We start from the raw sequence: 25,869 nt of genomic DNA, 5'->3' as shown, positions 1-25,869 counted from the left end.
TGATGTTTTTAAGTCAGGAAGATTTTGCCACGGTGGTGCGTTCCACTCCGCTCATCTCAATTGATTTGATCGTGGAGAACGAACGCGGCGAGTTCTTGCTGGGGAAACGAACCAATCGTCCTGCACAGGGCTTCTGGTTCGTGCCCGGCGGGCGCGTGCAGAAGTATGAGACGCTAAGCGATGCGTTTGAGCGTCTCACTCTGGCGGAACTGGGCCTGCAACTGCCGATGGCAGCGGGCCAGTTTTACGGGGTCTGGCAGCACTTCTATGACGATAACTTTTCGGGCACCGGGTTCACCACGCACTATGTCGTGCTGGGGTTCCGCCTGAAGGTGAGTGAGGCAGACCTGCGTCTGCCTGATTCTCAGCATGACGATTACCGCTGGTTAACGCCAGAGGCGCTGCTGGCAAACGACAACGTCCATGACAACAGTCGGGCGTACTTCCTTGCGGAACGTCAGGCCGAGGTGCCAGGCCTATGAAAATCCTCGTCTACGGAATTAACTACTCGCCGGAGCTTACCGGTATCGGGAAATACACCGGCGAGATGGTCGAGTGGATGGCGAGCCAGGGACATGACGTGCGGGTGATTACTGCCCCGCCGTATTACCCGGAGTGGAAGGTAGGCGAACGCTATTCCAGCTGGCGCTACCGCCGCGAAGAGGGGGCTGCGACCGTCTGGCGCTGCCCCCTCTACGTGCCGAAACAGCCCTCGACGCTGAAACGTTTAATTCATCTGGGCAGCTTTGCCCTGAGCAGTTTTTTCCCGCTGATGGCGCAACGTCGCTGGAAGCCGGATCGCATCATCGGCGTGGTGCCGACGCTGTTCTGCACGCCAGGCATGCGCCTGCTGGGAAAACTCTCCGGCGCGCGCACCCTGCTGCACATTCAGGATTATGAAGTGGACGCCATGCTCGGACTGGGGATGGCCGGGAAAGGCAAGGGCGGCAAGGTGGCGAAGCTCGCCAGCGCCTTTGAGCGCAGCGGCCTGCACAACGTGGATTACGTCTCGACCATCTCGCGCTCGATGATGAACAAGGCGCAGGAGAAGGGTGTCCCGGCGGAGAAGGTGATCTTCTTTCCGAACTGGTCCGAAGTGGCGCGTTTCCGCGATGTGACAGACCAGGATGCGCAGGCGTTACGCGCGCAGCTCGGTTTGCCTGAAGATCAAAAAATCATTCTTTACTCAGGCAACATCGGTGAAAAACAGGGGCTGGAGAGCGTGATTGACGCCGCGCTTCAGCTGAGCGAACACCCGTGGATGTTCGTGATAGTCGGGCAGGGCGGGGGTAAAGCGCGGCTGGAAAAAATGGCCAGCGAGCGCGGACTGACCAACATCCGCTTCTTCCCGCTTCAGTCTTATGACGCGCTGCCCGCGCTGCTGAAAATGGCAGATTGCCATCTGGTGGTGCAAAAACGCGGCGCGGCGGATGCGGTGCTGCCGTCCAAGCTGACCAACATTCTGGCAGTGGGCGGAAATGCGGTGATTACGGCAGAAGCCGCAACAGAATTAGGCCAGCTGTGCAACAGCTACCCGGGCATTGCCGTTTGCGTAGAGCCAGAATCGGTTCCTGCGCTGGTGACCGGAATTGAGCAGGCACTCGCCATGCCAAAAGAGAACACGGTGGCACGTGAATATGCCGAACGCACGCTCGAGAAAGAGAACGTGCTGAGCCAATTTATTGCAGATATACGGGGATAAATCATGAGTCAAACCACTTTGTATCCGGTCGTAATGGCGGGTGGATCCGGGAGCCGGTTGTGGCCACTGTCCCGCGTGCTTTATCCAAAACAATTTCTGTGCCTGAAGGGCGACCTCACCATGCTGCAAACGACGGTTAACCGTCTGCACGGCGTGGAGTGTGAAAGCCCGGTGGTGATCTGTAACGAGCAGCACCGCTTTATCGTTGCCGAGCAACTGCGCCAGCTGAATAAACTGACCGAAAATATCATTCTGGAGCCTGCCGGACGCAACACCGCGCCTGCTATTGCTCTTGCGGCGCTGGCAGCAAAACGCAGCAGCCCGGACTGCGACCCGCTGATGCTGGTGCTGGCGGCTGACCACGTTATTCAGCAGGAAGACGCCTTCCGCGACGCGGTTCGCGCGGCGATTCCTTACGCTGAGAACGGCAAGCTGGTGACCTTCGGCATCGTGCCGGATCTTCCGGAAACCGGCTATGGCTACATTCGCCGCGGCAGCGTTACGCCTGGTGAAGGCGACAGCGTGGCCTTTGACGTGGCGCAGTTTGTCGAAAAACCGAATCTGGAAACCGCCCAGGCCTACGTGGCCAGCGGTGAATACTACTGGAACAGCGGTATGTTCCTGTTCCGCGCCGGTCGCTACCTGGAAGAGCTGGAAAAATATCGCCCGGATATCTTACATGCCTGCGAAAAAGCGATGGCGGTGGTGGATCCGGATCTCGATTTTATCCGCGTGGACGAAGAAGCCTTCCTCGCCTGTCCGGAAGAGTCCATTGACTATGCGGTGATGGAACGTACTGCAGATGCGGTAGTGGTGCCTATGGATGCGGGCTGGAGCGACGTTGGCTCCTGGTCGTCACTGTGGGAGATTAGCGCGCATACCCCGGAGGGTAACGTCCATCACGGTGATGTGATCAGCCACAAAACGGAAAACAGCTACGTCTACGCCGAATCTGGCCTTGTCACCACGGTAGGGGTGAAAGATCTGGTGGTCGTGCAGACCAAAGACGCGGTGCTGATTGCCGACCGTAATGCCGTGCAGGACGTTAAAAAAGTGGTGGAGAAGATCAAGGCCGATGGCCGCCACGAACACCATATTCACCGCGAAGTCTACCGTCCGTGGGGCAAATATGACTCCATTGACGCCGGCGAGCGTTACCAGGTGAAACGTATCACCGTGAAGCCGGGTGAAGGGCTGTCGGTGCAGATGCACCATCACCGCGCCGAACACTGGGTAGTGGTGGCGGGAACCGCCAAAGTGACCATCAACGGTGAAGTGAAGCTGCTCGGTGAAAACGAATCCATTTATATTCCGCTGGGTGCCACGCACTGTCTGGAAAACCCGGGGAAAATTCCACTCGACTTAATTGAGGTGCGTTCCGGTTCGTATCTGGAAGAGGACGATATCGTGCGCTTCCAGGACCGCTACGGGCGGGTGTAGCGCCGTCTTAACGCCGGATGGCGCTTCGCTTATCCGGCCTACGAATGAATAAAAAACAATTAAGCCTGTTAACGGGCGGGCCAACTGTTGCCTGAAAAAGGGGTCATCATGGAAAAATTAACCTGTTTTAAAGCCTACGATATTCGCGGCAAGCTGGGCGAAGAGCTGAACGAAGACATTGCGTGGCGCATCGGCCGCGCGTACGGCGAATACCTGAAACCACAAACTATCGTGCTGGGCGGCGACGTGCGTCTCACCAGCGAATCCCTGAAGCTGGCGCTGGCGAAAGGGCTACAGGACGCGGGCGTCGACGTGCTGGACATTGGCCTTTCCGGTACCGAAGAGATCTATTTTGCCACCTTCCACCTGGGCGTGGACGGCGGTATCGAAGTGACGGCCAGCCATAACCCGATGGACTACAACGGCATGAAGCTGGTGCGCAAGGGCGCGCGTCCTATCAGCGGCGATACCGGCCTGCGCGACGTGCAGCGTCTGGCCGAGGCCAACGACTTCCCGCCGGTGAACGAAGCGAAGCGCGGCAGCTATAAGCAGATCAACCTGCAAAAAGAGTACATCGACCACCTGCTGGGCTACATCAACGTGGCGAACCTCAAACCGCTGAAGCTGGTGATTAACTCCGGCAACGGCGCGGCAGGCCCGGTTGTCGATGCACTTGAAGCCCGCTTTAAGGCGCTGAACGTGCCGGTGACCTTCGTCAAAGTGCACAACACGCCTGACGGAAACTTCCCGAACGGTATTCCTAACCCGCTGCTGCCGGAGTGCCGCGACGACACCCGCAACGCGGTGATTGAGCACGGCGCCGATATGGGTATCGCCTTTGACGGCGATTTCGACCGCTGCTTCCTGTTCGACGAGAAAGGGCAGTTTATCGAAGGCTATTACATCGTTGGCCTGCTGGCGGAAGCGTTCCTTGAGAAAAACCCGGGGGCGAAGATCATTCATGATCCGCGCCTCTCCTGGAACACCGTCGACGTGGTGAAGGCCGCGGGCGGCGAGCCGGTGATGTCTAAAACCGGCCACGCGTTTATCAAAGAGCGTATGCGCGAGGAAGACGCCATCTACGGCGGCGAGATGAGCGCCCACCACTATTTCCGTGATTTTGCCTACTGCGACAGCGGGATGATCCCGTGGCTGCTGGTAACCGAGCTGCTGTGCCTGAAAGGGCAGAGCCTGGGCGAACTGGTACGCGACCGCATGGCGGCGTTCCCGGCGAGCGGCGAGATCAACAGCAAACTAGCACAGCCAGCCGAGGCCATCGCCCGCGTCGAACAGCACTTTGCCATTCATGCGCTGGAGATTGACCGTACCGACGGTATCAGCATGGCGTTCCCGCAGTGGCGCTTCAACCTGCGCTCTTCCAACACTGAGCCGGTGGTGCGCCTGAACGTTGAGTCCCGCGCCGATACCGCGCTGATGGAAGCCCGAACGAAGGACATTCTGGCGCTGTTGAATCAGTAAAAAGAAAACCTTACCCCTCACCCTAACCCTCTCCCCACAGGGGAGAGGGAACTTGAACACCCTCTCCCCTTTGGGGAGAGGGCCGGGGCGAGGGGCGAGGGGAAAGGTTTAGAACTAAAGGAACAACGATGACAAATCTAAAAAAGCGCGAGCGAGCGAGAACGAATGCATCGTTAATCTCTATGGTGCAGCGTTTTTCTGATATCACCATCATGGTCGGCGGACTGTGGGCGGTGTGTTGGGTCAGCGGGCAGCCGTTCTTATACATGCACTTGCTGATGGCGTTGATTGCGCTGGTGGTGTTTCAGATGATCGGCGGCATGACCGATTTCTATCGTTCATGGCGTGGCGTCAAAATGACCACCGAACTGATGCTGCTGCTCCAGAACTGGACCTTAAGCCTGATTTTCAGCGCAGGCCTGGTGGCGTTCAGCCATGATTTTGATAATCGGCTTGTGACCTATCTCTGCTGGTATCTGTTAACCAGCGTTGGCATGGTGGTCTGCCGCTCGCTGATCCGCTTTGGCGCGGGCTGGCTGCGCAACCGTGGGTATAACCGTCGCTTTGTTGCCGTGGCGGGCGACCTGCCGGTGGGACAGGTGTTGCTCGACAGCTTCCGCAAAGAGCCGTGGTTAGGTTTTGAAGTGGTCGGCGTTTATCACGACGCGAAGCCCGGCGGCGTACCATCTGACTGGGCGGGCAGCTACGAACAGCTGATAGAAGACGCGAAAGCCGGCAAAATTCACAACGTCTACATCGCCATGCAGATGAAAGATGAATCCCGCATCAAGACACTGATGCGCGAGCTGGCCGATACCACCTGCTCGGTGATCCTCATCCCTGACGTGTTTACCTTCAATATTCTCCACTCCCGTATTGAAGAGGTGAACGGGGTACCGGTTGTTCCGTTGTACGACACGCCGCTGTCGGGGATTAACCGCGTGCTGAAGCGCGTGGAGGATATCGTACTTTCGTCCCTGATCCTGCTGCTCATCTCCCCGGTGCTGTGCTGCATTGCGCTGGCGGTGAAGCTCAGCTCTCCAGGGCCGATCATCTTCCGTCAGACCCGCTACGGCATGGACGGTAAGCCGATCATGGTGTGGAAATTCCGCTCCATGAAGGTGATGGAGAACGACAAGGTGGTGACCCAGGCGACGCAGAACGATCCGCGCGTCACCCGCGTGGGTAACTTCCTGCGCCGTACCTCGCTCGATGAGCTGCCGCAGTTCATCAACGTGTTCACCGGCGGGATGTCCATCGTCGGGCCGCGTCCTCACGCTGTTGCCCACAACGAGCAGTATCGCACCCTGATTGAAGGCTACATGCTGCGCCATAAGGTGAAGCCAGGCATCACCGGCTGGGCGCAGATCAACGGGTGGCGCGGCGAGACCGACACGCTGGAAAAAATGGAAAAACGCATCGAGTTCGATCTGGAGTACATCCGCGAGTGGAGCCTCTGGTTCGATATCAAGATTGTTTTTCTGACCATTTTCAAAGGCTTCGTGAACAAAGCGGCGTACTAAGATGAGCTTACGAGAAAAAACCATCAGCGGCGCAAAATGGTCAGCCATGGCCACCATCGTCATCATTGGCCTCGGCCTGGTGCAGATGACGGTGCTGGCGCGCATTATCGATAACCACCAGTTTGGTCTGCTGACCGTCTCGCTGGTGATTATCGCCCTGGCCGATACGCTGTCGGACTTTGGTATCGCCAACTCCATTATCCAGCGCAAAGAGATCAGCCATCTTGAGCTGACCACCCTCTACTGGCTGAACGTCGGGCTGGGTATCTTCGTCTTTGTGCTGGTGTTCCTGCTGAGCGATGTGATTGCCAGCGTGCTGCATAACCCGGACCTGGCGCCGCTGATGCGCACCCTGTCGTTCGCTTTCGTGGTGATCCCGCACGGGCAGCAGTTCCGCGCGCTGATGCAGAAAGAGCTGGAGTTCAACAAAATCGGCATGATTGAAACCAGCGCCGTGCTGGCGGGCTTTACCTTCACCGTTGTCAGCGCCCATTTCTGGCCGCTGGCGATGACCGCCATTCTCGGCTACCTCGTTAACTCTGCCGTGCGCACGCTGCTGTTTGGCTTCTTTGGCCGCAAGATTTATCGCCCGGGACTGCATTTTTCGCTGGCGTCTGTTTCATCCAACCTGCGCTTCGGCGCGTGGCTGACGGCAGACAGCATTATCAACTATGTGAATACTAACCTCTCTACGCTGGTGTTGGCGCGCATTCTGGGCGCGAGCGTCGCGGGCGGCTACAACCTGGCGTATAACGTCGCGGTTGTCCCACCGATGAAGCTCAACCCCATCATTACCCGCGTGCTGTTCCCGGCGTTCGCCAAAATTCAGGACGATACAGAGAAGCTGCGCGTGAACTTTTACAAGCTGCTCTCCGTGGTGGGGATCATCAACTTCCCGGTCCTGCTGGGACTGATGGTGGTCGCCAGCAATTTCGTACCGCTGGTGTTTGGCGAGAAGTGGAACAGCATCATCCCGATCCTGCAACTGCTGTGCGTTGTGGGGCTGCTGCGCTCGGTGGGGAATCCAATTGGTTCTCTGCTGATGGCGAAGGCGCGCGTGGATATCAGCTTCAAGTTCAACGTGTTTAAAACCTTCCTGTTTATTCCGGCAATTATTATGGGCGGGCACATGGCGGGCGCCATTGGCGTGACGCTCGGCTTCCTGCTGGTGCAGATCGTCAATACCGTGCTGAGCTACTTCGTGATGATCAAACCGGTGCTGGGCTCCAGCTACCATCAGTACATTCTCAGCCTGTGGCTGCCGTTTTATCTCTCCTTACCGACTCTGGCGGTGAGCTACGGCCTGGGCGTGGTGCTCAACGGGCATCTGCCGCTGGCGGCGCTGCTTGCGGTGCAGGTCGCGGCAGGCGCGCTGGCATTCGGCGTGATGATTGTACTGTCACGCAATGCGCTGGTGGTTGAGATAAAGCGCCAGTTTTGCCGTAACGAAAAAATGAAAACGCTGCTTCGCGCAGGCTAATTTTACGAGGCCATTATGAAATTACTTATTCTTGGCAACCATACCTGCGGCAACCGTGGCGACAGCGCCATCCTGCGCGGTTTATTGGATGCAATTAACACCCTTAAGCCTGAGACAGAAGTGGATGTGATGAGCCGTTATCCGGTCAGCTCATCCTGGTTACTGAACCGCCCGGTGATGGGCGACCCGCTCTACAGCCAGATGAAACAGCACAACAACGCTGCGGGCGTGATGGGGCGCGTGAAGAAAGTGCTGCGTCGCCGCTACCAGCATCAGGTGCTGCTTTCTCGCGTAACCGACACCGGCAAGCTGCGCAACATCGCCATCGCGCAGGGCTTTACCGATTTCGTGCGTCTGCTGTCCGGCTATGACGCCATTATTCAGGTGGGCGGCTCGTTCTTCGTCGACCTGTACGGCGTGCCGCAGTTTGAGCATGCGCTCTGCACCTTTATGGCGAAAAAACCGCTGTTTATGATCGGCCACAGCGTCGGGCCGTTCCAGGATCCGCAGTTCAACCAGCTGGCGAACTATGTCTTCGGCCACTGTGACGCGCTGATCCTGCGCGAATCGGTCAGCCTCGACATGATGAAGCGCAGCGAAATCGACACCACCAAAGTGGAGCACGGCGTAGACACCGCCTGGCTGGTGGATCATCAGGATGACAGCTTCCACGCCAGCTACGCGGTACAGCACTGGCTGGACGTGGCGGCAAAACAGAAAACCGTCGCCATTACCCTGCGTGAACTTGCGCCCTTCGATAAACGCCTCGGCACGACTCAGGCGGCCTATGAAAAAGCCTTTGCCGAGGTGGTGAACCGCGTGCTGGACAGCGGTTACCAGGTGCTGGCGCTCTCCACCTGTACCGGTATCGACAGCTACAACAAAGATGACCGCATGGTGGCGCTCAACCTGCGCAACCTGGTCAACGACCCATCCCGCTACCACGTGGTGATGGACGAACTGAACGACCTGGAGATGGGCAAGCTGCTCTCCGCCTGCGACCTGACCGTGGGCACGCGTCTGCACTCGGCCATTATCTCGATGAACTTCGGCACGCCAGCCATCGCTATCAACTACGAGCACAAGTCCGCAGGCATTATGCAGCAGCTCGGTATGCCGGAAATGGCCGTCGATATTCGTCATCTGCTGGACGGATCGCTGGGTGCGATGGTGGGCGACACGCTCGGCCAGCTGCCTGCGATCAACGAACGTCTGGCGGTGGCGGTGAAAGCCGAACGCGAAAAAGGTATTGGCATGGTGAAATCCGTCCTCGACCGCGTCCGGGAGGGGAAATGAAGGTTGGTTTCTTCTTACTGAAATTTCCGCTGTCGTCTGAAACTTTTGTGCTGAACCAAATCACCGCGTTTATCGATATGGGGTATGACGTGGAGATTATCGCCCTGCAAAAGGGCGATACGCAAAACACCCATGCGGCGTATACCCAGTATGGGCTGGAGGCGAAAACCCGCTGGTTGCAGGACGAACCCGCCGGACGGATGAACAAACTGCGCCATCGCGTCGGACAGACGCTGCGCGGCCTGCATCGCGCCTCGACGTGGCGGGCGCTGAATATGTCGCGCTATGGGGCGGAGGCCCGCAACCTGATCTTATCCGCCATTTGTGGGCAAACGACCCAGCCGTACCGGGCCGATGTCTTTATCGCTCACTTTGGCCCGGCTGGCGTCACGGCGGCAAAACTGCGTGAGCTGGGGGTGATTGACGGCAAAATCGCCACCATTTTCCACGGTATCGATATCTCCAGCCGTGAAGTGCTGAACCACTACACGCCGGAATATCAGCAGCTGTTTCGCCGTGGTGACATGATGCTGCCGATAAGCGACCTGTGGGCCGGGCGCCTGAAAACCATGGGGTGCCCGAGCGAGAAAATCACCGTTTCACGCATGGGCGTGGACATGGAACGCTTCACCCAACGACCCGTCAAGGTGCCGGGCAAGCCGCTGCAAATTATCTCTGTTGCCCGCCTGACCGAAAAGAAAGGTCTGCACGTAGCCATCGAAGCCTGTCGGCAGCTGAAGGCACGCGGTGTGGACTTCCACTACCGCATCCTGGGTATCGGGCCGTGGGAACGTCGCCTGCGCACGCTGATCGAACAGTATCAGCTGGAAGACGTGGTCGAGATGCCCGGCTTCAAGCCGAGCCACGAAGTGAAAGCCATGCTCGATGACGCGGATGTGTTCCTGCTGCCTTCCGTAACCGGCGCCGACGGCGATATGGAAGGCATTCCCGTGGCGCTGATGGAGGCGATGGCCGTCGGCATTCCGGTGGTCTCGACGTTACACAGCGGCATCCCGGAGCTGATCACCTCTGAGCATTCCGGCTGGCTGGTCCCTGAAAACAATGCGCTGGCGCTGGCGGACCGTCTGGCCGCGTTCAGCGATATCGATCAGCAGACGCTGATCCCTGTGCTGCAAAATGCGCGGCAAAAAGTTGAAGCAGAATTCAATCAGCAGGTGATTAATCGCCAGTTAGCGAGCCTGCTGCAAACGCTGTAACGCTGAGGTTGTATGCTGAATAAGATTACCCGACGCCGATTTGTCTCTTCTTTATCCGTCCTGGCTGCTATGCCGCTGTTGTCGCCCCGCGCTGCGCGGGCGGCAACCGGGAAGACGGTTTCTGTCGATCGTTACAACAATAAGGACTGGATCGCCGCCTTTAAGCAGGCATTTGCCGAGGGCGATACCGTTGTTGTTCCCGCCGGGTTAACCTGTGAAAACATCAATACCGGCATTTTCATTCCTGATGGCAAAACCCTGCTGATCCGCGGTGCGCTGAAGGGCAACGGGCGCGGACGATTTGTACTCCAGGAAGGCTGCAAGGTCATTGGGGAAGGAGAAGGGCGCACGCATAACATCACGCTGGACGTGCGTGGCTCCGACTGTGTCATTAAAGGGCTGGCGATGAGCGGCTTCGGCCCCGTCACCCAGATCTACATCGGCGGTAAAAAACGGCGAGTGATGCGCAACCTGCTCATCGATAACATCACCGTGACGCAGGCCAACTACGCGATCCTGCGTCAGGGGTTCCACAATCAGGTGGACGGTGCGCGCATTACCAACAGTCAATTCAGCCACTTGCAGGGTGACGCGATTGAGTGGAACGTGGCGATTAACGACCGTAACATCCTGATCTCGGACCACGTGATCGATAACATCAACTGCACCAACGGCAAGATCAACTGGGGCATAGGCATCGGGCTGGCCGGCAGTACGTACGACAATGATTATCCGGAACAGCAGACCGTTAAAAACTTCGTGGTGGCAAATATCACCGGCAGCAACTGTCGGCAGCTGGTGCATGTTGAAAACGGTAAACACTTTGTAATCCGTAATATCAAGGCCAGCAATATTACTCCCGACTTCAGTAAAAAGGCCGGAATTGATAACGCGACAGTAGCTATTTATGGCTGTGATAATTTCGTTATTGATAATGTCGATATGGTCAACAGCGCCGGAATGCTAATTGGCTATGGCGTGATCAAGGGCGATTATCTGTCGATACCGCAGAACTTCAAACTTAACGATATTCGCCTGGATAACCGACAGCTTGCCTATAAGCTGCGCGGGATACAGATTTCCTCCGGCAATGCCACGTCGTTTGTTGCCATCACCAACGTTGAGATGCAGCGGGCAACGCTTGAGCTGCATAACAAACCCCAACACCTTTTCTTACGTAATATCAACGTGATGCAGGAGTCAACGACGGGACCGGCCCTGAAGATGAACTTCGATTTGCGCAAAGACGTGCGCGGGAAGTTTATGGCTAAAAACGAGACGTTGCTGTCGCTTGCGAACATAAAAGCGGTTAATGAAAAGGGGCAGAGCTCGGTGGATATTGATCGGGTCGATCAACACGTGGTGAATACGGAAAGGTTGAATTTTGCGCTGCCGCACAGGTGACGGTGGAAGCCTTAGGCGTATGCCATTCAATCTGATGTAACCCCTAAAAATTTGTTACTGAATTCAGCGGTTTTAAGGTTTATAATCCGTGAAATTACTTTGCAAGTTTTGTTTAATCAACAGCGCTACCTCAGGGAAAGAAGCGATTGCCAGAGGTTCGCCAAACACACATAACGCATTGAGTGGATTATGAACGATAAGGTTTTGTTTATTGGCGCGTCTGGTTTTGTCGGCACTCGTTTAATCGAGATTTCCAAGACTGATTTTGATGTTACTAACTTCGACAAACAGCAAAGTCATTTTTATCCGGATATTACTGTTTCCGGTGATGTTCGTAATCAGGATCAACTCGATCAGGCGCTTGCTGGTTTTGATACTGTCGTGCTGCTCGCCGCTGAGCACCGTGATGACGTTAGCCCAACAACGCTATACTACGATGTAAACGTACAGGGTACTCGTAACGTATTGTCTGCTATGGAAAAAAATAACGTTCAGAACATTATTTTTACCAGTTCTGTGGCTGTGTATGGTCTTAACAAAGTGAACCCTGACGAATCCCATCCCCATGATCCTTTCAACCATTACGGCAAAAGCAAATGGCAAGCGGAAGAAGTTCTGCGCGAGTGGTTTAATAAAGCTCCAGAGGAACGATCCCTGACAATTGTCCGGCCTACGGTCATCTTCGGTGAGCGTAACCGTGGAAACGTGTATAACCTGCTTAAGCAAATTGCAGGTGGTAAATTCGCCATGGTAGGCGCTGGAACCAACTATAAATCAATGGCTTATGTAGGTAACATTGTTGAATTTATCAAATTTAAGCTGACCAATGTTAAGCCGGGTTATGATGTCTACAACTATGTAGACAAACCAGACCTGAACATGAATCAGTTAGTTTCAGAAGTTGAGAAGAGTCTCAATAAAAAAATCCCTTCAGTTCATCTTCCTTACCCGCTTGGTATGTTAGGTGGGTATTGCTTTGACATTCTTAGCAAAGTTACCGGGAAGAAATATGCAATAAGCTCTGTGCGCGTGAAGAAATTCTGTGCAACTACACAGTTTGACGCGACCAAGGTACACCGCTCTGGATTTAAAGCGCCTTATACCTTATCTCAAGGTCTGGACCGTACGCTGAAGTATGAGTTCGTTCATGAGAAGAAAGATGACATCACGTTTGTATCTGAATAATGCCTCAAAGGTTGCGATTTGTCGGAAACAAAGGGCTGAGCGATTTTCGCGACAGGGTTTCCGATAATTCTGGGTCACACTTAATGCATACTCATGTTTAGTAATGTGAGTTTTAGCGCGAAACGTGATTTGCATAAGGCGCAGTAGACTTCTTGATCGGGCAATTTTCCTGATTAGGTCTATACTTCGTCAACCATTTTAAGGTGGAAGATAAAATGACCAATTTGAAAGCAGTTATACCGGTAGCGGGTCTGGGCATGCACATGTTGCCCGCCACAAAGGCCATTCCTAAAGAGATGCTGCCGATCGTTGACAAGCCGATGATTCAATACATCGTCGACGAGATTGTTGCTGCTGGGATTAAAGAAATCGTTCTGGTGACGCACTCTTCTAAGAACGCCGTTGAGAACCACTTCGACACCTCTTATGAACTCGAAGCGTTGCTTGAGCAGCGCGTTAAGCGTCAGCTTCTGGCGGAAGTTCAGTCTATCTGCCCTCCTGGCGTGACCATCATGAACGTGCGTCAGGCGCAGCCGCTGGGTCTGGGCCACTCGATCCTGTGCGCGCGTCCAGTCGTAGGCGATAACCCGTTTATCGTGGTACTGCCCGATATCATCATTGATACCGCTTCTGCCGATCCGCTGCGTTACAACCTGGCGGCAATGGTCGCTCGCTTCAACGAGACGGGCCGCAGCCAGGTGCTGGCGAAACGTATGAAGGGCGATCTCTCTGAGTACTCTGTTATTCAGACTAAAGAGCCGCTGGAGACGGAAGGGCAGGTGAGCCGGATCGTTGAGTTTATCGAAAAACCCGATCAGCCGCAGACCCTGGACTCCGACCTGATGGCAGTTGGTCGTTATGTGCTGAATGCGGATATCTGGGCTGAGCTGGAAAAAACCGAGCCGGGTGCCTGGGACCGTATCCAGCTGACCGATGCGATTGCTGAGCTGGCGAAGAAGCAGTCGGTTGATGCCATGCTGATGACCGGTGACAGCTATGACTGCGGTAAGAAAATGGGGTATATGCAGGCGTTTGTGAACTATGGCCTGCGTAACCTGAAGGAAGGGGCGAAGTTCAGAAGCCGGATTGAGAAGTTGCTCTCTGCTTCTCAAAACTGATACCTTTCAATGCTAATGCAAGCGGCAGCTTAACTATAGTTATGTTAAAACATAATATCGATAGTATGAAAGCGCCGCTTTTAAGAATACTTACTAACAATAACATTGCGTTAGTCTGTTCTGATTGTACTGTTTGTACCCTTTATGTTTCTATCTGATATCATATACGATAATCAATAAGAACTGTTCAAAAAATGTACTGAAATCGTTCGGGCAATAATCAGACATTTTGGCAGCATACATTTTTTACCAGCGCACTGGCTGCTGTTAAGCTAGGGGCGGTAGCGTCGCTTATTTTTAATTATAAAGAACACTTTTATGAAAATTGCAATAGGAATTTCAACGTTAAATGATGGTATTTATCAAGTACAAGAAAAGATAAGATCATTACCTGAAAATATTATTGTTATAATTTCACATCAGATATCCGACGATAAAAATTATCCAGAAAATATAATCACCTATCCAAATGCAATAATAAAAAAGTCCTTTGTCAAAGGATTAAGCAAAAGTAGAAATGTCCTTCTTGAGCAAGCAATAATATTAAACATTGATTACCTTTTGATAAGTGATGATGATGTTTTCTATTTAAATGAAGGATTATTACAGCTTGAAGATTTCTTAAATAAGCAAAGCGGTAATTCACATTATCAATTTCAAAGCTGCACTGAAGATGGGATGCTAAGGAAGAAATATCCGCACTCGTTAAAAGAAATAAATCGTCTTGATAGCTTTAAAATTTCCTCGATTGAAATGTGCTTGAATATAAAAAATATCATAAGGAACGGAGCACGTTTTGATGAGCGATTTGGGTTAGGGGCAACTTATCAGGCGGGTGAAGAACCTATTTTTATTAATGATCTGTTAAAATCGAAAGAAAGAATATTCTTTGTCCCTATAACCGTAACAGTTCATCCTATAGAAAGTTCTGGCAATAAAATATTCACAAGCTCAGAATCACTGGCTGATAGAGGGGCTATATTTATCAGATGTGGTGGTTATACGCTTGGATTAATCTATTTATTTGCTTTCTGGATGCGGAAGTTTCTCTTTTCAAAAGTATCAATAGAAAATAAGATAAAACCTTTTTCTGCTTTGCTTATTTTACTTAAAGGATATTTTTCAGTATGAATATTCATAATGAAAATCTCAATCCAGATATGATTCGTAAGTTAGTAATATTTTGCCTGCCTTTATCTATATTTGCTCTTTTCTGTTACCCATTGATGTTTCTTGTAGTTATAAGTCTTATCTCACCTTTATTAACGGGTGTGACCAGGAGGTTCTATTATTTTGCATTAATGATCTTTATTGTGGCTTTCTTCGCTTCATTAAAACCTTTCGGTGACTTAGCGGAGTATTTAAATGTTTATAAAGATTTAAATGCAAATATGCTGGAAGTTTTCGGATACTCGAGATTCGGAAACGGGCTTGAGTTTATGTTTTTACTCTTTATGAAATTTATCGGTAGTATAAGTAATGGTAATGAACAATTCTTCCTTGTTGCTACTTATACACTTATTATCATTTGTTTAAGTAACCTAATAAAAGATATTGACTCTAGATATCAATTACTAATTCTTGGCTTGTTCTTTTTTAATCTAGGATTTGTTGAGGTTTCATCTTATTTTTTAAGACAGGTTCTATCAATACTTGTCTTTTTAAATGCTATAAATAAAAGTAGATTTAAAAAATGGCTATTATTTATCATTGCGGTTACATTTCATGTTTCGGCAGTGATAAATATTGTGATATATTTATTGGCGCTTTTATTGAAAGATAAAAAAATTTCTTTCGTTGTAGTCTTTCTTGCTTTCTCATCAGCTGCTCTCATCTTTTTTGGGCTTCTGTATGTTACTCCGCTTTATGACATTGTAGTGACCAAATTTCTTTCCGTCTCTGAAAATGATAAATTTAGTACTCTGCCATTAAATTATATTATAATGACGCTGGCAAACATTGTTATCATATTAGTCGCAACAAGGAAGGGCAGTATTTATACCAACTTTGAAAAGTTATTATTCTTTAAAGAATGTTTTCTTTTTTTAATATTGTTATCGCTACCTGCTCTTTCAAATAGATTAGGGATGATTATTTTTGGTTTTTATCCTTATTTTTTATTGGCTAACTTCAAGCGTCGCTCTATAAAGCTTGACACCCGAGAATATATTTTCTTTGGGTTTATTTTTGTTATTAACTTATTGCCTTTCCTTTATTTGATGTATAACGTGTCGATGGGAAATAATATGTTTACTTTCTTAGAAGGAAAACCATTGACTGCTAATTTATATAATATAATAAATTACTTTGCTGAAACCTTCGAGAAAGGGGTTCAGTATATAAATGAAGGGAATTAATCATGTCAAGGTATCTTAGTAATCTTTTTTGGTTATTAAGTGATAGAGTATTTATGATGGTTTTTCAACTATCTTTATTTGCTTCTATCAAACGGTTATATGGACTTGAAGTCTTGGGGGGGTGGGCTACATTAAATAACATATCTCAATTGTTGCTATCAGTATTCCTATTTGGTATCGATATAGTAGTAGTAAAAAAAATTATTGATAAACCTTCGCATGCAGGTAGGGAAATTGGGTCTGCTATCTTCTTGCAATTTTTAGGATTGTTGGTTTACGCATTAATTTTCTTATTTATTACTTTAACTTTCTACAAGACAATCCCTTCATCTTTGAATTATGCACTAATATTAATTTCAGCAAATTTTCTAAGCTTGTTTGCAAAGTTTATTTTCTTTCATTATTCTGCTTTAGTTGAATCAAAGTATCGTGCTATAACTATCTTAACGAGTGTCGCTATTTCATATGGATTCCTATGGATCTGTATTTATAACGAATATTATATTTTTTACTCTTATGTCTTTTTCTATTTCGTTCAGGCTTTGATAAGTATATATATTTATATTAATTATTTTCCCGCAGCAACAAAATGGTTTGTCGACATCAGCATCTCTAAGAATTACTTTCGGGTAGGATTGAAATTAATTATATCAACCGTAAGTGTTTCATTATTTACTCAGTGTGATGTAATATTACTTGAGTATTTTTCAGGTGCAGAGGAAACCGGTGCATTCAGTGCAGCATTACGTTTATCAGCCATCTGGTTTATGTTAGGAGGGCTGATAGCAAATGCTTTCTTTCCTAAGATAGTTGAACTTGAAAAAATTAGCCAAACAGCTTCGTTTATTTTCATTAAATGGATTAGCGGCATAGTATGCGCAATGTCAATATATGCAGCATTAATTTCTACTGTTCTCTCGGGATTCATTATGAAATTACTGTATGGTAATGGCATGGAATTATCAGCGCAAATTTTCAGCATCCATATGTGGAGCGGAATTTTTATCTTTCTTGGATCATTTTCTTCAAAATGGTTATTTAGTAAGGAATATATAAATTTTGAGGTGCAAAAAACTTTATTAGCGGCATTGCTTAATATCGCCCTGAATTTAATTGTTATTCCAAAATATGGTGCTATAGGAGCAGCGATCGTCTCTTTGTTCTCCTATTTCGTCGCTAATCTTTTATTTTTTGCATGTACAAAAAAGACCAGAGGGATATTTTATGTTCAGGCTGAAAGTTTTAAATATGTTTTCTTGCCCTGGCTTTTAATTAAAGATTATGGAAAGGTAAAATGTCAGTTTCGATAATAACACCCATTTATAACAGAGCAGATTTAATTACCAAGTTATTTGAATCACTTAATAAACAAACACTGCACTCTTTCGAATGGATCATAATTGATGATGGGTCAACTGATAATTTAGAAGAAGTTGTTAATAGGTTTAAAAACGAAGCAACTTACAGAATTGTCTATAAATTCAAAGATAACGGCGGTAAACATACTGCACTAAATATCGGCGTTCCTTTGGCTACCAATGATTGGGTATTCATTGTTGATAGTGATGATTCCTTGTGCCATAACGCCATTAAGACAATATGTGATAAAATAGACAAAATACAAGATAAAAACTGTAAGGGATTGGTCTTTCTTAGAGCATATGAAACGTCTAAGACGGTAATGGGAGATGTTTATTCTATTTCCAGCGTAAATAGTAATCAGTTTGCAGGTGTTCATGGAGATAAAGCAATTATATTTAGGCGAGAATCCTTTTCTAATAATCAATTTCCAGTCATGCCGGGTGAGAAATTCATTACTGAAGCGTACTTATGGAATAGGATTCTTGAAGAGGGATATTTTCAATGTTGGAATGAGATAATATATTACGGCGAGTATCTTGAAGGTGGTTTAACTAGCAACTATAAGAATCTTCTCAAAAAAAACCCCAATGGAACAATTGCATTCGTTTTAAACAATTTGAACTTAAAAGAGATAGGATTAAACATTTACAAGCAAACAGTCTTTCATTTTTTGCCAATTTGTAGCTATGAAAATATCAAAGTTATATTAAAGAATGTCAAATTGCGTATATTTATTATTTTCATGGCATGTCTTGTTTATACTTACTCTAAAAGTAAAGTAAAAGGAATTATGAAATGATACCCAAAGTTATACATTATATTTGGCTAGGTGGTAATCAGCTTCCAAAGACTTATTCGGACTGTATCAAATCATGGGAAGATTATGCCGATGATTTTGAAGTTAAAATCTGGGATGAAAAAAACTATAGAGCTCATTTCGGTACGGATGATTTTGTTGAATCAATGTTAAACAAAAGGAAGTATGCTTTTGCAGCCGATTATATAAGATGTCAAGTCTTATTCGAATTTGGTGGTGTTTACCTTGATACTGATATGGAATTAGTTCGTAGTATAGAAAAATTATGTCTTCACGTCGCTTTTCTCGGAGAAGAGGACATAAATAAACCCAGTTGCGGTATTCTTGGATGTCAACCAAAATTCTGGCTTTTTGGCGAACTTATGCAAGCAGTTAAGAATGCAAATGGATTATTTACTATTCCAGAACTTTTGAAAAACATTCTTGATGAAAGGCAAATAGCCAGGAAGGATTCAGAAGATATTACGACTATTCAAGATGTAACGATCTATTCAGAAAAATTCTTTTATCCTTATAATCCCTACGGTAGTGCAGGCAGGGTGCAATTGTTATATCGTTATGTTTCTAAAGATTGTTACGCCATACATCATTGGGGAAAGTCATGGAGTCTTTCTTTTACACAACGTTTAAAAAGAAAGTTATTAAAAATTATGAGGAGAAAATAAAGTGAATGTTTTAGTTACAGGGGGTGCTGGATATATAGGATCACATACTGTTATAAGACTTGTCGAACAAAAACACAATGTAACTATTATCGATAATCTTTCTAATTCTAGTTTTGAAGCGTTACGTCGTGTTGAAAAGATTACGGACAGTAAAATCTCATTTCACAACATCGACATACGTGATACCGATGCAGTTAGAAAAATTATAATTAATAGTGAAGCAGAGGTAGTTATCCATTTTGCTGGGCTTAAATCTGTTTCCGAATCTATTCGTGATCCATTGTTATATTATTCTAATAATGTAGAAGGTACAATAAGTCTGGTGCGCGCTATGAAGAATACAAGCGCAAAAAAATTGATATTTAGTTCTTCAGCAACTGTGTATGGTGAGCCAAAAGTTATTCCACTTAGCGAAGGTTGTGCTATTGGTAATACTACAAATCCATATGGCACTTCGAAACTTATGGCCGAGATGATATTGAGCGATCTCTGTAGAAGTAAATATGGACTAGAAGTTATTTCTCTACGTTACTTTAATCCTGTCGGAGCACATTCCTCAGGTTTGATTGGAGAAGACCCCAATGCAATACCAAATAATCTGGTCCCTTATCTTACAAATGTGGCCATTGGAAAGTTAGATGCGTTGCATATATTCGGTACTGATTATCCAACACATGATGGTACAGGAATTCGAGATTTTATCCATGTTATGGATTTAGCTGAAGGTCATCTCGCGGCCGTTAATACGCTTCCTAAAATGGATACTTACACTGCTTACAACTTAGGCACTGGAAAAGGGTATTCTGTTCTTGAGCTGGTAGAAACATTCGAAAGGGTAACTAATAAACGAGTTAAAAAAATATTTGCCCCTAGAAGAAACGGTGATGTTGCAGAGTGTTGGTCTGATTCACGCTTGGCTTTAAAAGAATTAGGTTGGTCTGCTAAGTATTCTTTAGAAGACATGCTCGAAGATTCCTGGCGTTGGCAGGTTAATAATCCTAATGGTTATAAATAAGGTTTAAATAATAATGAAAGAGTTAGTATCCATTATAATGCCTAGCTATAACTCCTCTAAGACTATCATATCAAGCATTCAATCTGTCTTAGCTCAAAAATATGAGAACTGGGAGTTGCTTATTACTGATGACTGTTCATCAGATGATACTTTAGAAATAATTTTAAGTTTTTCTAAAAAAGATGAAAGAATAAAGGTGTTCTCTTTTGATAATAATCGTGGTGCTGGGGCGGCTAGAAACAATTCTATTGAAAAAGCAAATGGGCGTTATATTGCATTTTTAGACAGTGATGATATGTGGCATGAAGATAAATTAATGAAGCAAGTTGACTTTATGTTAACAGGCCATTATGGTTTGACTTATACTGCATATAGCAAAATTAATGTAGACGGACAAGTTAAAAAGAAAATTAAACCGCCAGAACAAGTTAATTATAATGAACTATTAAAATCAAATGTAATTGGCTGTCTTACAGCTATGTATGATGTGAAAATGTTGGGGAAGGTTTATATGCCATTGATCCGAAAAAGACAGGATATGGCGCTTTGGCTAAATATACTCAAAAAAATTAATTTTGCTTATTGCTTGAATGAAAATTTAGCTTTTTATCGAGAGGGTCACTCAAGTCTTTCTTCTAACAAATTCAAAGTTCTTAAATCCCAATGGTCATTTTACCGTGATCATTTAAAATTGAGTTTTCCCTTGGCTCTATATTATTTTTTTAACTATATCCATAGAGCTTTAATTAAACATGCGTGACTATTAATAAATTTTGGTAATTATTCTCTAATAGTAATTCTTTTTTTACTACCAACGTTTTCGTAGCTGAGTTACCATTGTTAATACTTTGTAAGCCGCAACACTCGCGGCGACCACACCTGACAGGAGTATGTAATGTCCAAGCAACAGATCGGCGTTGTCGGTATGGCAGTGATGGGGCGCAACCTGGCGCTCAACATCGAAAGCCGTGGTTATACCGTCTCCGTTTTCAACCGCTCCCGTGATAAGACCGAAGAAGTCATCGCTGAGAATCCAGGCAAAAAACTGGTTCCTTTCTATACGGTTAAAGAGTTCGTTGAGTCTCTGGAAACACCTCGTCGTATCCTGTTAATGGTGAAAGCGGGCGCAGGTACCGATGCAGCTATCGATTCACTGAAACCGTATCTGGATAAAGGCGACATCATTATCGATGGCGGCAACACCTTCTTCCAGGACACCATTCGTCGTAACCGTGAACTGTCTGCTGAAGGTTTCAACTTCATTGGTACCGGCGTATCCGGCGGTGAAGAGGGCGCTCTGAAAGGCCCATCCATCATGCCTGGCGGTCAGAAAGAAGCGTACGAACTGGTCGCGCCTATCCTGACTAAAATCGCAGCCGTAGCTGAAGATGGCGAGCCGTGCGTGACTTATATCGGTCCTGATGGCGCTGGTCATTACGTGAAAATGGTTCACAACGGCATTGAATATGGCGACATGCAGCTGATTGCTGAAGCCTACTCTCTGCTGAAGGGCGGCCTGAACCTCTCTAACGAGGAGCTCGCAGAGACCTTCACCGAGTGGAACAAAGGCGAGCTGAACAGCTACCTGATCGACATCACCAAAGATATATTCACCAAGAAAGATGAAGAGGGTAAATACCTGGTTGATGTGATTCTGGATGAAGCCGCGAACAAAGGTACCGGTAAATGGACCAGCCAGAGCTCTCTGGATCTGGGTGAGCCATTGTCCTTAATCACCGAATCTGTATTTGCACGTTATATCTCTTCTCTGAAAGAGCAGCGTGTTGCGGCATCTAAGGTGCTGTCTGGTCCTCAGGCTAAACCCGCTGGTGATAAAGCGGAGTTCGTTGAGAAAGTCCGTCGCGCGCTGTATCTGGGTAAAATCGTCTCTTACGCGCAGGGCTTCTCTCAGCTGCGCGCGGCATCTGACGAGAATAACTGGGATCTGAACTACGGCGAGATTGCGAAGATCTTCCGTGCCGGCTGTATCATTCGCGCTCAGTTCCTGCAAAAAATCACCGATGCCTACGCTGAGAATGCGGGTATCGCAAACCTCCTGCTGGCGCCTTACTTCAAACAAATTGCTGACGAATATCAGCAGGCGCTTCGTGATGTTGTTGCGTACGCGGTGCAGAATGGTATCCCGGTTCCGACCTTCTCCGCTGCGGTGGCTTACTACGACAGCTATCGTGCTGCCGTTCTGCCAGCGAACCTGATTCAGGCACAGCGTGACTACTTCGGTGCGCATACCTATAAGCGTACGGATAAAGAAGGTGTGTTCCACACCGAATGGCTGGATTAATATACGGTTAGCCATGCCATCAAGCCCGGTAGCGATACCGGGCTTTTTTATCTTGCCCGATCCACCTACTGTTTAATGGAATAGATTGCGTGAAAATTCTAGTTACTGGCGGTGCCGGTTTTATCGGTTCCGCGGTTATACGACATATTATTAGCAATACTCGGGATAGCGTTGTTAACGTTGATAAATTGACCTATGCCGGTAATCTGGAATCCTTGCGTGAAGTAAGCGATAGCGAACGCTATGTTTTTGAGCATGCCGATATATGTGATAAAGAGGCAATGGCGCGTATTTTTGCTACCCATCAGCCTGATGCGATAATGCACCTGGCTGCCGAGAGCCATGTCGACCGTTCTATTACCGGTCCCGCTGCGTTTATTGAAACCAATATTGTTGGCACCTATATCCTGTTAGAAACAAGCCGTGCTTACTGGTCTTCACTGGATGAGACAGCAAAATCTACTTTCCGTTTCCATCACATTTCAACTGATGAGGTTTACGGCGATCTGCCTCATCCCGATGAACATTATGACTCCACCCCGTTACCGCTGTTTACTGAGAAAACAGCGTACCAGCCAAGCAGCCCTTACTCAGCGTCAAAAGCGTCCAGCGACCATTTAGTTCGAGCCTGGATACGCACCTATGGTTTACCAGGGATTGTGACAAATTGTTCGAATAATTATGGCCCATACCACTTTCCTGAAAAGCTGATTCCTCTTGTTATCCTTAATGCGCTGGATAATAAACCATTGCCGATTTACGGTAAGGGCGATCAAATCCGTGACTGGTTATACGTTGAAGACCATGCTCGTGCACTGTATACGGTTCTGACCACGGGTAAGCCGGGAGAAACCTATAATATTGGCGGCCATAACGAGAAGAAAAATATTGAAGTCGTTCAGACCATTTGTGATCTGCTCGATGAAATGGTACCGAAAGAAACATCCTATCGCGCACAAATTACTTATGTCGCGGACCGACCAGGTCACGACAGACGTTATGCAATTGATGCTCATAAAATTAGCGACGAGCTTGGATGGACTCCTGTGGAAACCTTTGAAAGTGGCATCCGTAAAACGGTTGAATGGTATTTGAATAACCAGGAGTGGGTATCGAATGTAAAAAGCGGCGCCTATAAGAGCTGGATTGAGCAAAATTATGGGGAGCGTGAGTAAATGACGAAACGTAAAGGGATTATATTAGCTGGCGGATCGGGTACACGTCTTTATCCCGTGACTATGGCCGTAAGCAAGCAATTGTTGCCAATTTACGATAAGCCAATGATCTATTATCCGCTCTCTACGCTTATGCTGGCAGGTATACGGGATATTCTGATTATCAGCACGCCTCAGGACACTCCGCGTTTTGAACAACTGCTCGGGAACGGTAGCCAGTGGGGATTGCATATCCAGTACAAAGTGCAACCAAGTCCTGATGGACTGGCACAAGCTTTTATTCTGGGTGAAGAGTTTATCGGTGAGGATAATTGTGCGCTGGTATTAGGCGATAATATTTTCTACGGACACGATCTCCCCAGACTGCTTGAAGGCGCAGCAAGCCAGCAAGAGGGTGCGACCGTATTCGCCTATCATGTCAGCGACCCGGAACGCTATGGCGTCGTTGAGTTTGATAAAGACGGTACTGCAATTGGCCTTGAGGAGAAGCCTCAGCAACCCAAGAGTAATTACGCAATAACCGGTCTTTATTTTTACGACAACGATGTGATTGAGATGGCCAAAAGTTTAACGCCGTCCGAGCGAGGTGAACTCGAAATTACCGACATCAACCGCATCTATATGCAGCAGGGACGATTGTCTGTCGCGATGATGAGACGCGGTTATGCCTGGCTGGATACCGGAACGCATCAGAGTATGATCGAGGCAAGCAATTTTATCGCCACAATTGAAGAGCGACAGGGGCTAAAAGTTTCATGTCCTGAAGAGATTGCGTTCCGACGAGGTTTTATTGATGCCGAACAACTTCTGGTACTCGCTGAACCATTGAAAAAGACCGGGTATGGTCAGTATCTGCTGAATCTGACCAAGGGATTAGTCTGATTTGACGAAGTAAGCAGTTTTCCTCTGCTTACTCTCGACTGCCCTTTAACGTCTTATTGTCGCTGTAAAACAGGTGCTTTGCTTAGTGTAACGACAGGTCTTTTTGTTGAGCAAAAACATTTTTCAAAAAACCTGAAACCTTGACAGCGAATGAAGGTTAGCGATAAAAAACGCTTAGTTAATCATTGTGGTGACTGTGGTATGGTCATCAAAAACTCAAACGTGTAGAAGTCAAACAAATGAAAATAACCATCTCCGGAACAGGCTATGTTGGTCTCTCAAACGGTATTCTGATTGCACAAAACCATGAAGTGGTTGCGCTGGATATCGTGCAGGCAAAAGTGGACATGCTTAACCAGAAGAAGTCCCCGATCGTCGATAAAGAAATTGAAGAATACCTCGCGACCAAACCGCTGAACTTCCGCGCTACCACGGACAAAGAAGACGCTTACCGCGATTCGGATTTTGTCATCATTGCCACACCGACCGACTACGATCCCAAAACGAACTACTTCAATACCTCAACCGTTGAAGCGGTGATCAAAGACGTTACGGCAATCAACCCTAACGCGGTGATGATCATCAAGTCGACGATTCCAGTGGGTTTCACCAAATCGATTAAAGAAGAGTTGGGTATTGATAATGTCTTCTTCTCGCCGGAGTTTCTCCGCGAGGGCAGGGCGTTATACGATAACCTGCACCCATCCCGTATCGTGATTGGCGAGCGTTCCGAGCGTGCGGAGCGTTTTGCAGCATTGCTTCAGGAAGGCGCAATCAAAAAAGATATTCCGGTGCTGTTCACCGATTCCACAGAAGCTGAGGCCATTAAGCTTTTCGCCAATACCTATCTGGCGATGCGTGTGGCTTACTTCAACGAACTTGACAGCTACGCAGAGAGCTTAGGCCTGAACACACGTCAGATCATTGAAGGCGTGTGTCTCGACCCGCGTATCGGTAACCACTACAACAACCCTTCATTCGGTTACGGCGGTTACTGCCTGCCAAAAGATACCAAGCAGCTGCTGGCTAACTATCAGGCGGTACCGAACAACCTGATTTCCGCTATTGTGGATGCCAACCGCACGCGTAAAGACTTCATCTCGGATTCTATTCTCGCGCGTCAGCCGAAAGTGGTGGGCGTGTATCGCCTGATCATGAAGAGCGGTTCCGATAACTTCCGAGCCTCTTCTATTCAGGGGATCATGAAGCGTATAAAGGCGAAGGGCGTACAGGTCATTATTTATGAACCGGCCATGCAGGAAGACGAGTTCTTCCATTCGCGTGTGATCCGCGATCTGGATGCGTTTAAGAAAGAAGCGGACGTGATTATCTCCAACCGTATGGCGGAAGAGCTGGCGGACGTGAAAGATAAAGTCTATACCCGCGATTTGTTCGGCAGTGACTGATTAAACTCGTGATAAAAAACCCGGCACTATGCCGGGTTTTTTGT

22 protein-coding genes are annotated in these 25,869 nt (G+C 47.9%); all 22 read left to right on the top strand.

Translation table 11 applies throughout. From position 1 onward, the window contains the following. Positions 1-2 precede the first annotated feature (2 nt). Entirely contained in the window at positions 3-482 is a 480-nt protein-coding gene (locus ACQG11_RS01305; protein WP_426728878.1) for a GDP-mannose mannosyl hydrolase, read from the top strand. Next, a complete protein-coding gene (wcaI, locus tag ACQG11_RS01300; RefSeq protein ID WP_022648633.1) occupies positions 479-1,702 on the top strand; it encodes a colanic acid biosynthesis fucosyltransferase WcaI in 1,224 nt (407 codons plus the stop codon). Before ACQG11_RS01305 ends, wcaI begins: the two co-directional genes overlap by 4 nt. A gap of 3 nt (positions 1,703-1,705) precedes the next feature. Then, a complete protein-coding gene (gene cpsB, locus ACQG11_RS01295; protein WP_063137677.1) occupies positions 1,706-3,142 on the top strand; it encodes a mannose-1-phosphate guanyltransferase in 1,437 nt (478 codons plus the stop codon). Between the two features lie 108 nt (positions 3,143-3,250). Continuing rightward, positions 3,251-4,621: a colanic acid biosynthesis phosphomannomutase CpsG gene (gene cpsG / locus ACQG11_RS01290; RefSeq protein ID WP_022648631.1), complete on the top strand. Its 1,371-nt coding sequence runs from the start codon at positions 3,251-3,253 to the stop codon at positions 4,619-4,621. 128 nt (positions 4,622-4,749) lie between these two features. After that, a complete protein-coding gene (gene wcaJ, locus ACQG11_RS01285) occupies positions 4,750-6,144 on the top strand; it encodes an undecaprenyl-phosphate glucose phosphotransferase (RefSeq protein ID WP_023300544.1) in 1,395 nt (464 codons plus the stop codon). Position 6,145: 1 nt separating this feature from the next. Then, positions 6,146-7,624, top strand: coding sequence for a colanic acid undecaprenyl disphosphate flippase WzxC (gene wzxC, locus ACQG11_RS01280; protein WP_426728119.1), 1,479 nt, complete (start codon positions 6,146-6,148; stop codon positions 7,622-7,624). Positions 7,625-7,639: 15 nt separating this feature from the next. Next, positions 7,640-8,920, top strand: coding sequence for a colanic acid biosynthesis pyruvyl transferase WcaK (gene wcaK / locus ACQG11_RS01275; RefSeq protein ID WP_241512495.1), 1,281 nt, complete (start codon positions 7,640-7,642; stop codon positions 8,918-8,920). Beyond that, positions 8,917-10,137: a colanic acid biosynthesis glycosyltransferase WcaL gene (gene wcaL / locus ACQG11_RS01270; protein ID WP_426728118.1), complete on the top strand. Its 1,221-nt coding sequence runs from the start codon at positions 8,917-8,919 to the stop codon at positions 10,135-10,137. Before wcaK ends, wcaL begins: the two co-directional genes overlap by 4 nt. A 12-nt stretch (positions 10,138-10,149) precedes the next feature. Continuing rightward, a complete protein-coding gene (gene wcaM, locus ACQG11_RS01265) occupies positions 10,150-11,541 on the top strand; it encodes a colanic acid biosynthesis protein WcaM (RefSeq protein ID WP_126490556.1) in 1,392 nt (463 codons plus the stop codon). 189 nt (positions 11,542-11,730) lie between these two features. Beyond that, the gene (locus ACQG11_RS01260; RefSeq protein ID WP_426728117.1) at positions 11,731-12,726 is read left to right on the top strand and encodes an NAD-dependent epimerase/dehydratase family protein; all 996 of its coding nucleotides are present in this window, start codon (positions 11,731-11,733) and stop codon (positions 12,724-12,726) included. 215 nt (positions 12,727-12,941) lie between these two features. After that, positions 12,942-13,844, top strand: coding sequence for a GalU regulator GalF (gene galF, locus ACQG11_RS01255; RefSeq protein ID WP_060580121.1), 903 nt, complete (start codon positions 12,942-12,944; stop codon positions 13,842-13,844). A 318-nt stretch (positions 13,845-14,162) separates the two neighbouring features. Next, positions 14,163-14,975, top strand: coding sequence for a hypothetical protein (locus tag ACQG11_RS01250; RefSeq protein WP_426728116.1), 813 nt, complete (start codon positions 14,163-14,165; stop codon positions 14,973-14,975). After that, complete coding sequence (locus ACQG11_RS01245; protein ID WP_422712695.1) at positions 14,972-16,201, top strand: EpsG family protein; 1,230 nt, start codon at positions 14,972-14,974, stop codon at positions 16,199-16,201. Before ACQG11_RS01250 ends, ACQG11_RS01245 begins: the two co-directional genes overlap by 4 nt. Positions 16,202-16,203: 2 nt before the next feature. After that, complete coding sequence (locus ACQG11_RS01240) at positions 16,204-17,511, top strand: polysaccharide biosynthesis C-terminal domain-containing protein (protein ID WP_422712697.1); 1,308 nt, start codon at positions 16,204-16,206, stop codon at positions 17,509-17,511. Next, the gene (locus tag ACQG11_RS01235) at positions 17,496-18,362 is read left to right on the top strand and encodes a glycosyltransferase family 2 protein (RefSeq protein ID WP_426728115.1); all 867 of its coding nucleotides are present in this window, start codon (positions 17,496-17,498) and stop codon (positions 18,360-18,362) included. The genes ACQG11_RS01240 and ACQG11_RS01235 overlap by 16 nt, the downstream gene beginning before the upstream one ends. Next, entirely contained in the window at positions 18,359-19,045 is a 687-nt protein-coding gene (locus ACQG11_RS01230; protein WP_422712701.1) for a glycosyltransferase family 32 protein, read from the top strand. Before ACQG11_RS01235 ends, ACQG11_RS01230 begins: the two co-directional genes overlap by 4 nt. A 1-nt stretch (position 19,046) precedes the next feature. After that, entirely contained in the window at positions 19,047-20,060 is a 1,014-nt protein-coding gene (gene galE, locus ACQG11_RS01225; protein ID WP_422712703.1) for a UDP-glucose 4-epimerase GalE, read from the top strand. 13 nt (positions 20,061-20,073) lie between these two features. Beyond that, a complete protein-coding gene (locus ACQG11_RS01220; protein WP_426728114.1) occupies positions 20,074-20,820 on the top strand; it encodes a glycosyltransferase family 2 protein in 747 nt (248 codons plus the stop codon). Positions 20,821-20,955: 135 nt separating this feature from the next. Continuing rightward, on the top strand, positions 20,956-22,362 hold the full coding sequence (gndA, locus tag ACQG11_RS01215; RefSeq protein ID WP_023303973.1) for an NADP-dependent phosphogluconate dehydrogenase: 1,407 nt from the start codon (positions 20,956-20,958) through the stop codon (positions 22,360-22,362). An 89-nt stretch (positions 22,363-22,451) separates the two neighbouring features. Then, positions 22,452-23,537: a dTDP-glucose 4,6-dehydratase gene (gene rfbB / locus ACQG11_RS01210; protein WP_426728113.1), complete on the top strand. Its 1,086-nt coding sequence runs from the start codon at positions 22,452-22,454 to the stop codon at positions 23,535-23,537. Continuing rightward, on the top strand, positions 23,538-24,419 hold the full coding sequence (gene rfbA, locus ACQG11_RS01205) for a glucose-1-phosphate thymidylyltransferase RfbA (protein WP_426728112.1): 882 nt from the start codon (positions 23,538-23,540) through the stop codon (positions 24,417-24,419). Between the two features lie 239 nt (positions 24,420-24,658). After that, entirely contained in the window at positions 24,659-25,825 is a 1,167-nt protein-coding gene (ugd, locus tag ACQG11_RS01200; RefSeq protein WP_426728111.1) for a UDP-glucose 6-dehydrogenase, read from the top strand. The last annotated feature ends 44 nt before the right edge of the window (positions 25,826-25,869 follow it).

Origin of the sequence: Enterobacter cloacae complex sp. 372C4, assembly GCF_050030615.1 — a bacterium.
Classification (GTDB): domain Bacteria; phylum Pseudomonadota; class Gammaproteobacteria; order Enterobacterales; family Enterobacteriaceae; genus Enterobacter; species Enterobacter intestinihominis.
Note: the sequence above shows the minus strand (reverse complement) of the source record. Positions and strands in the feature narration are given on the sequence as shown.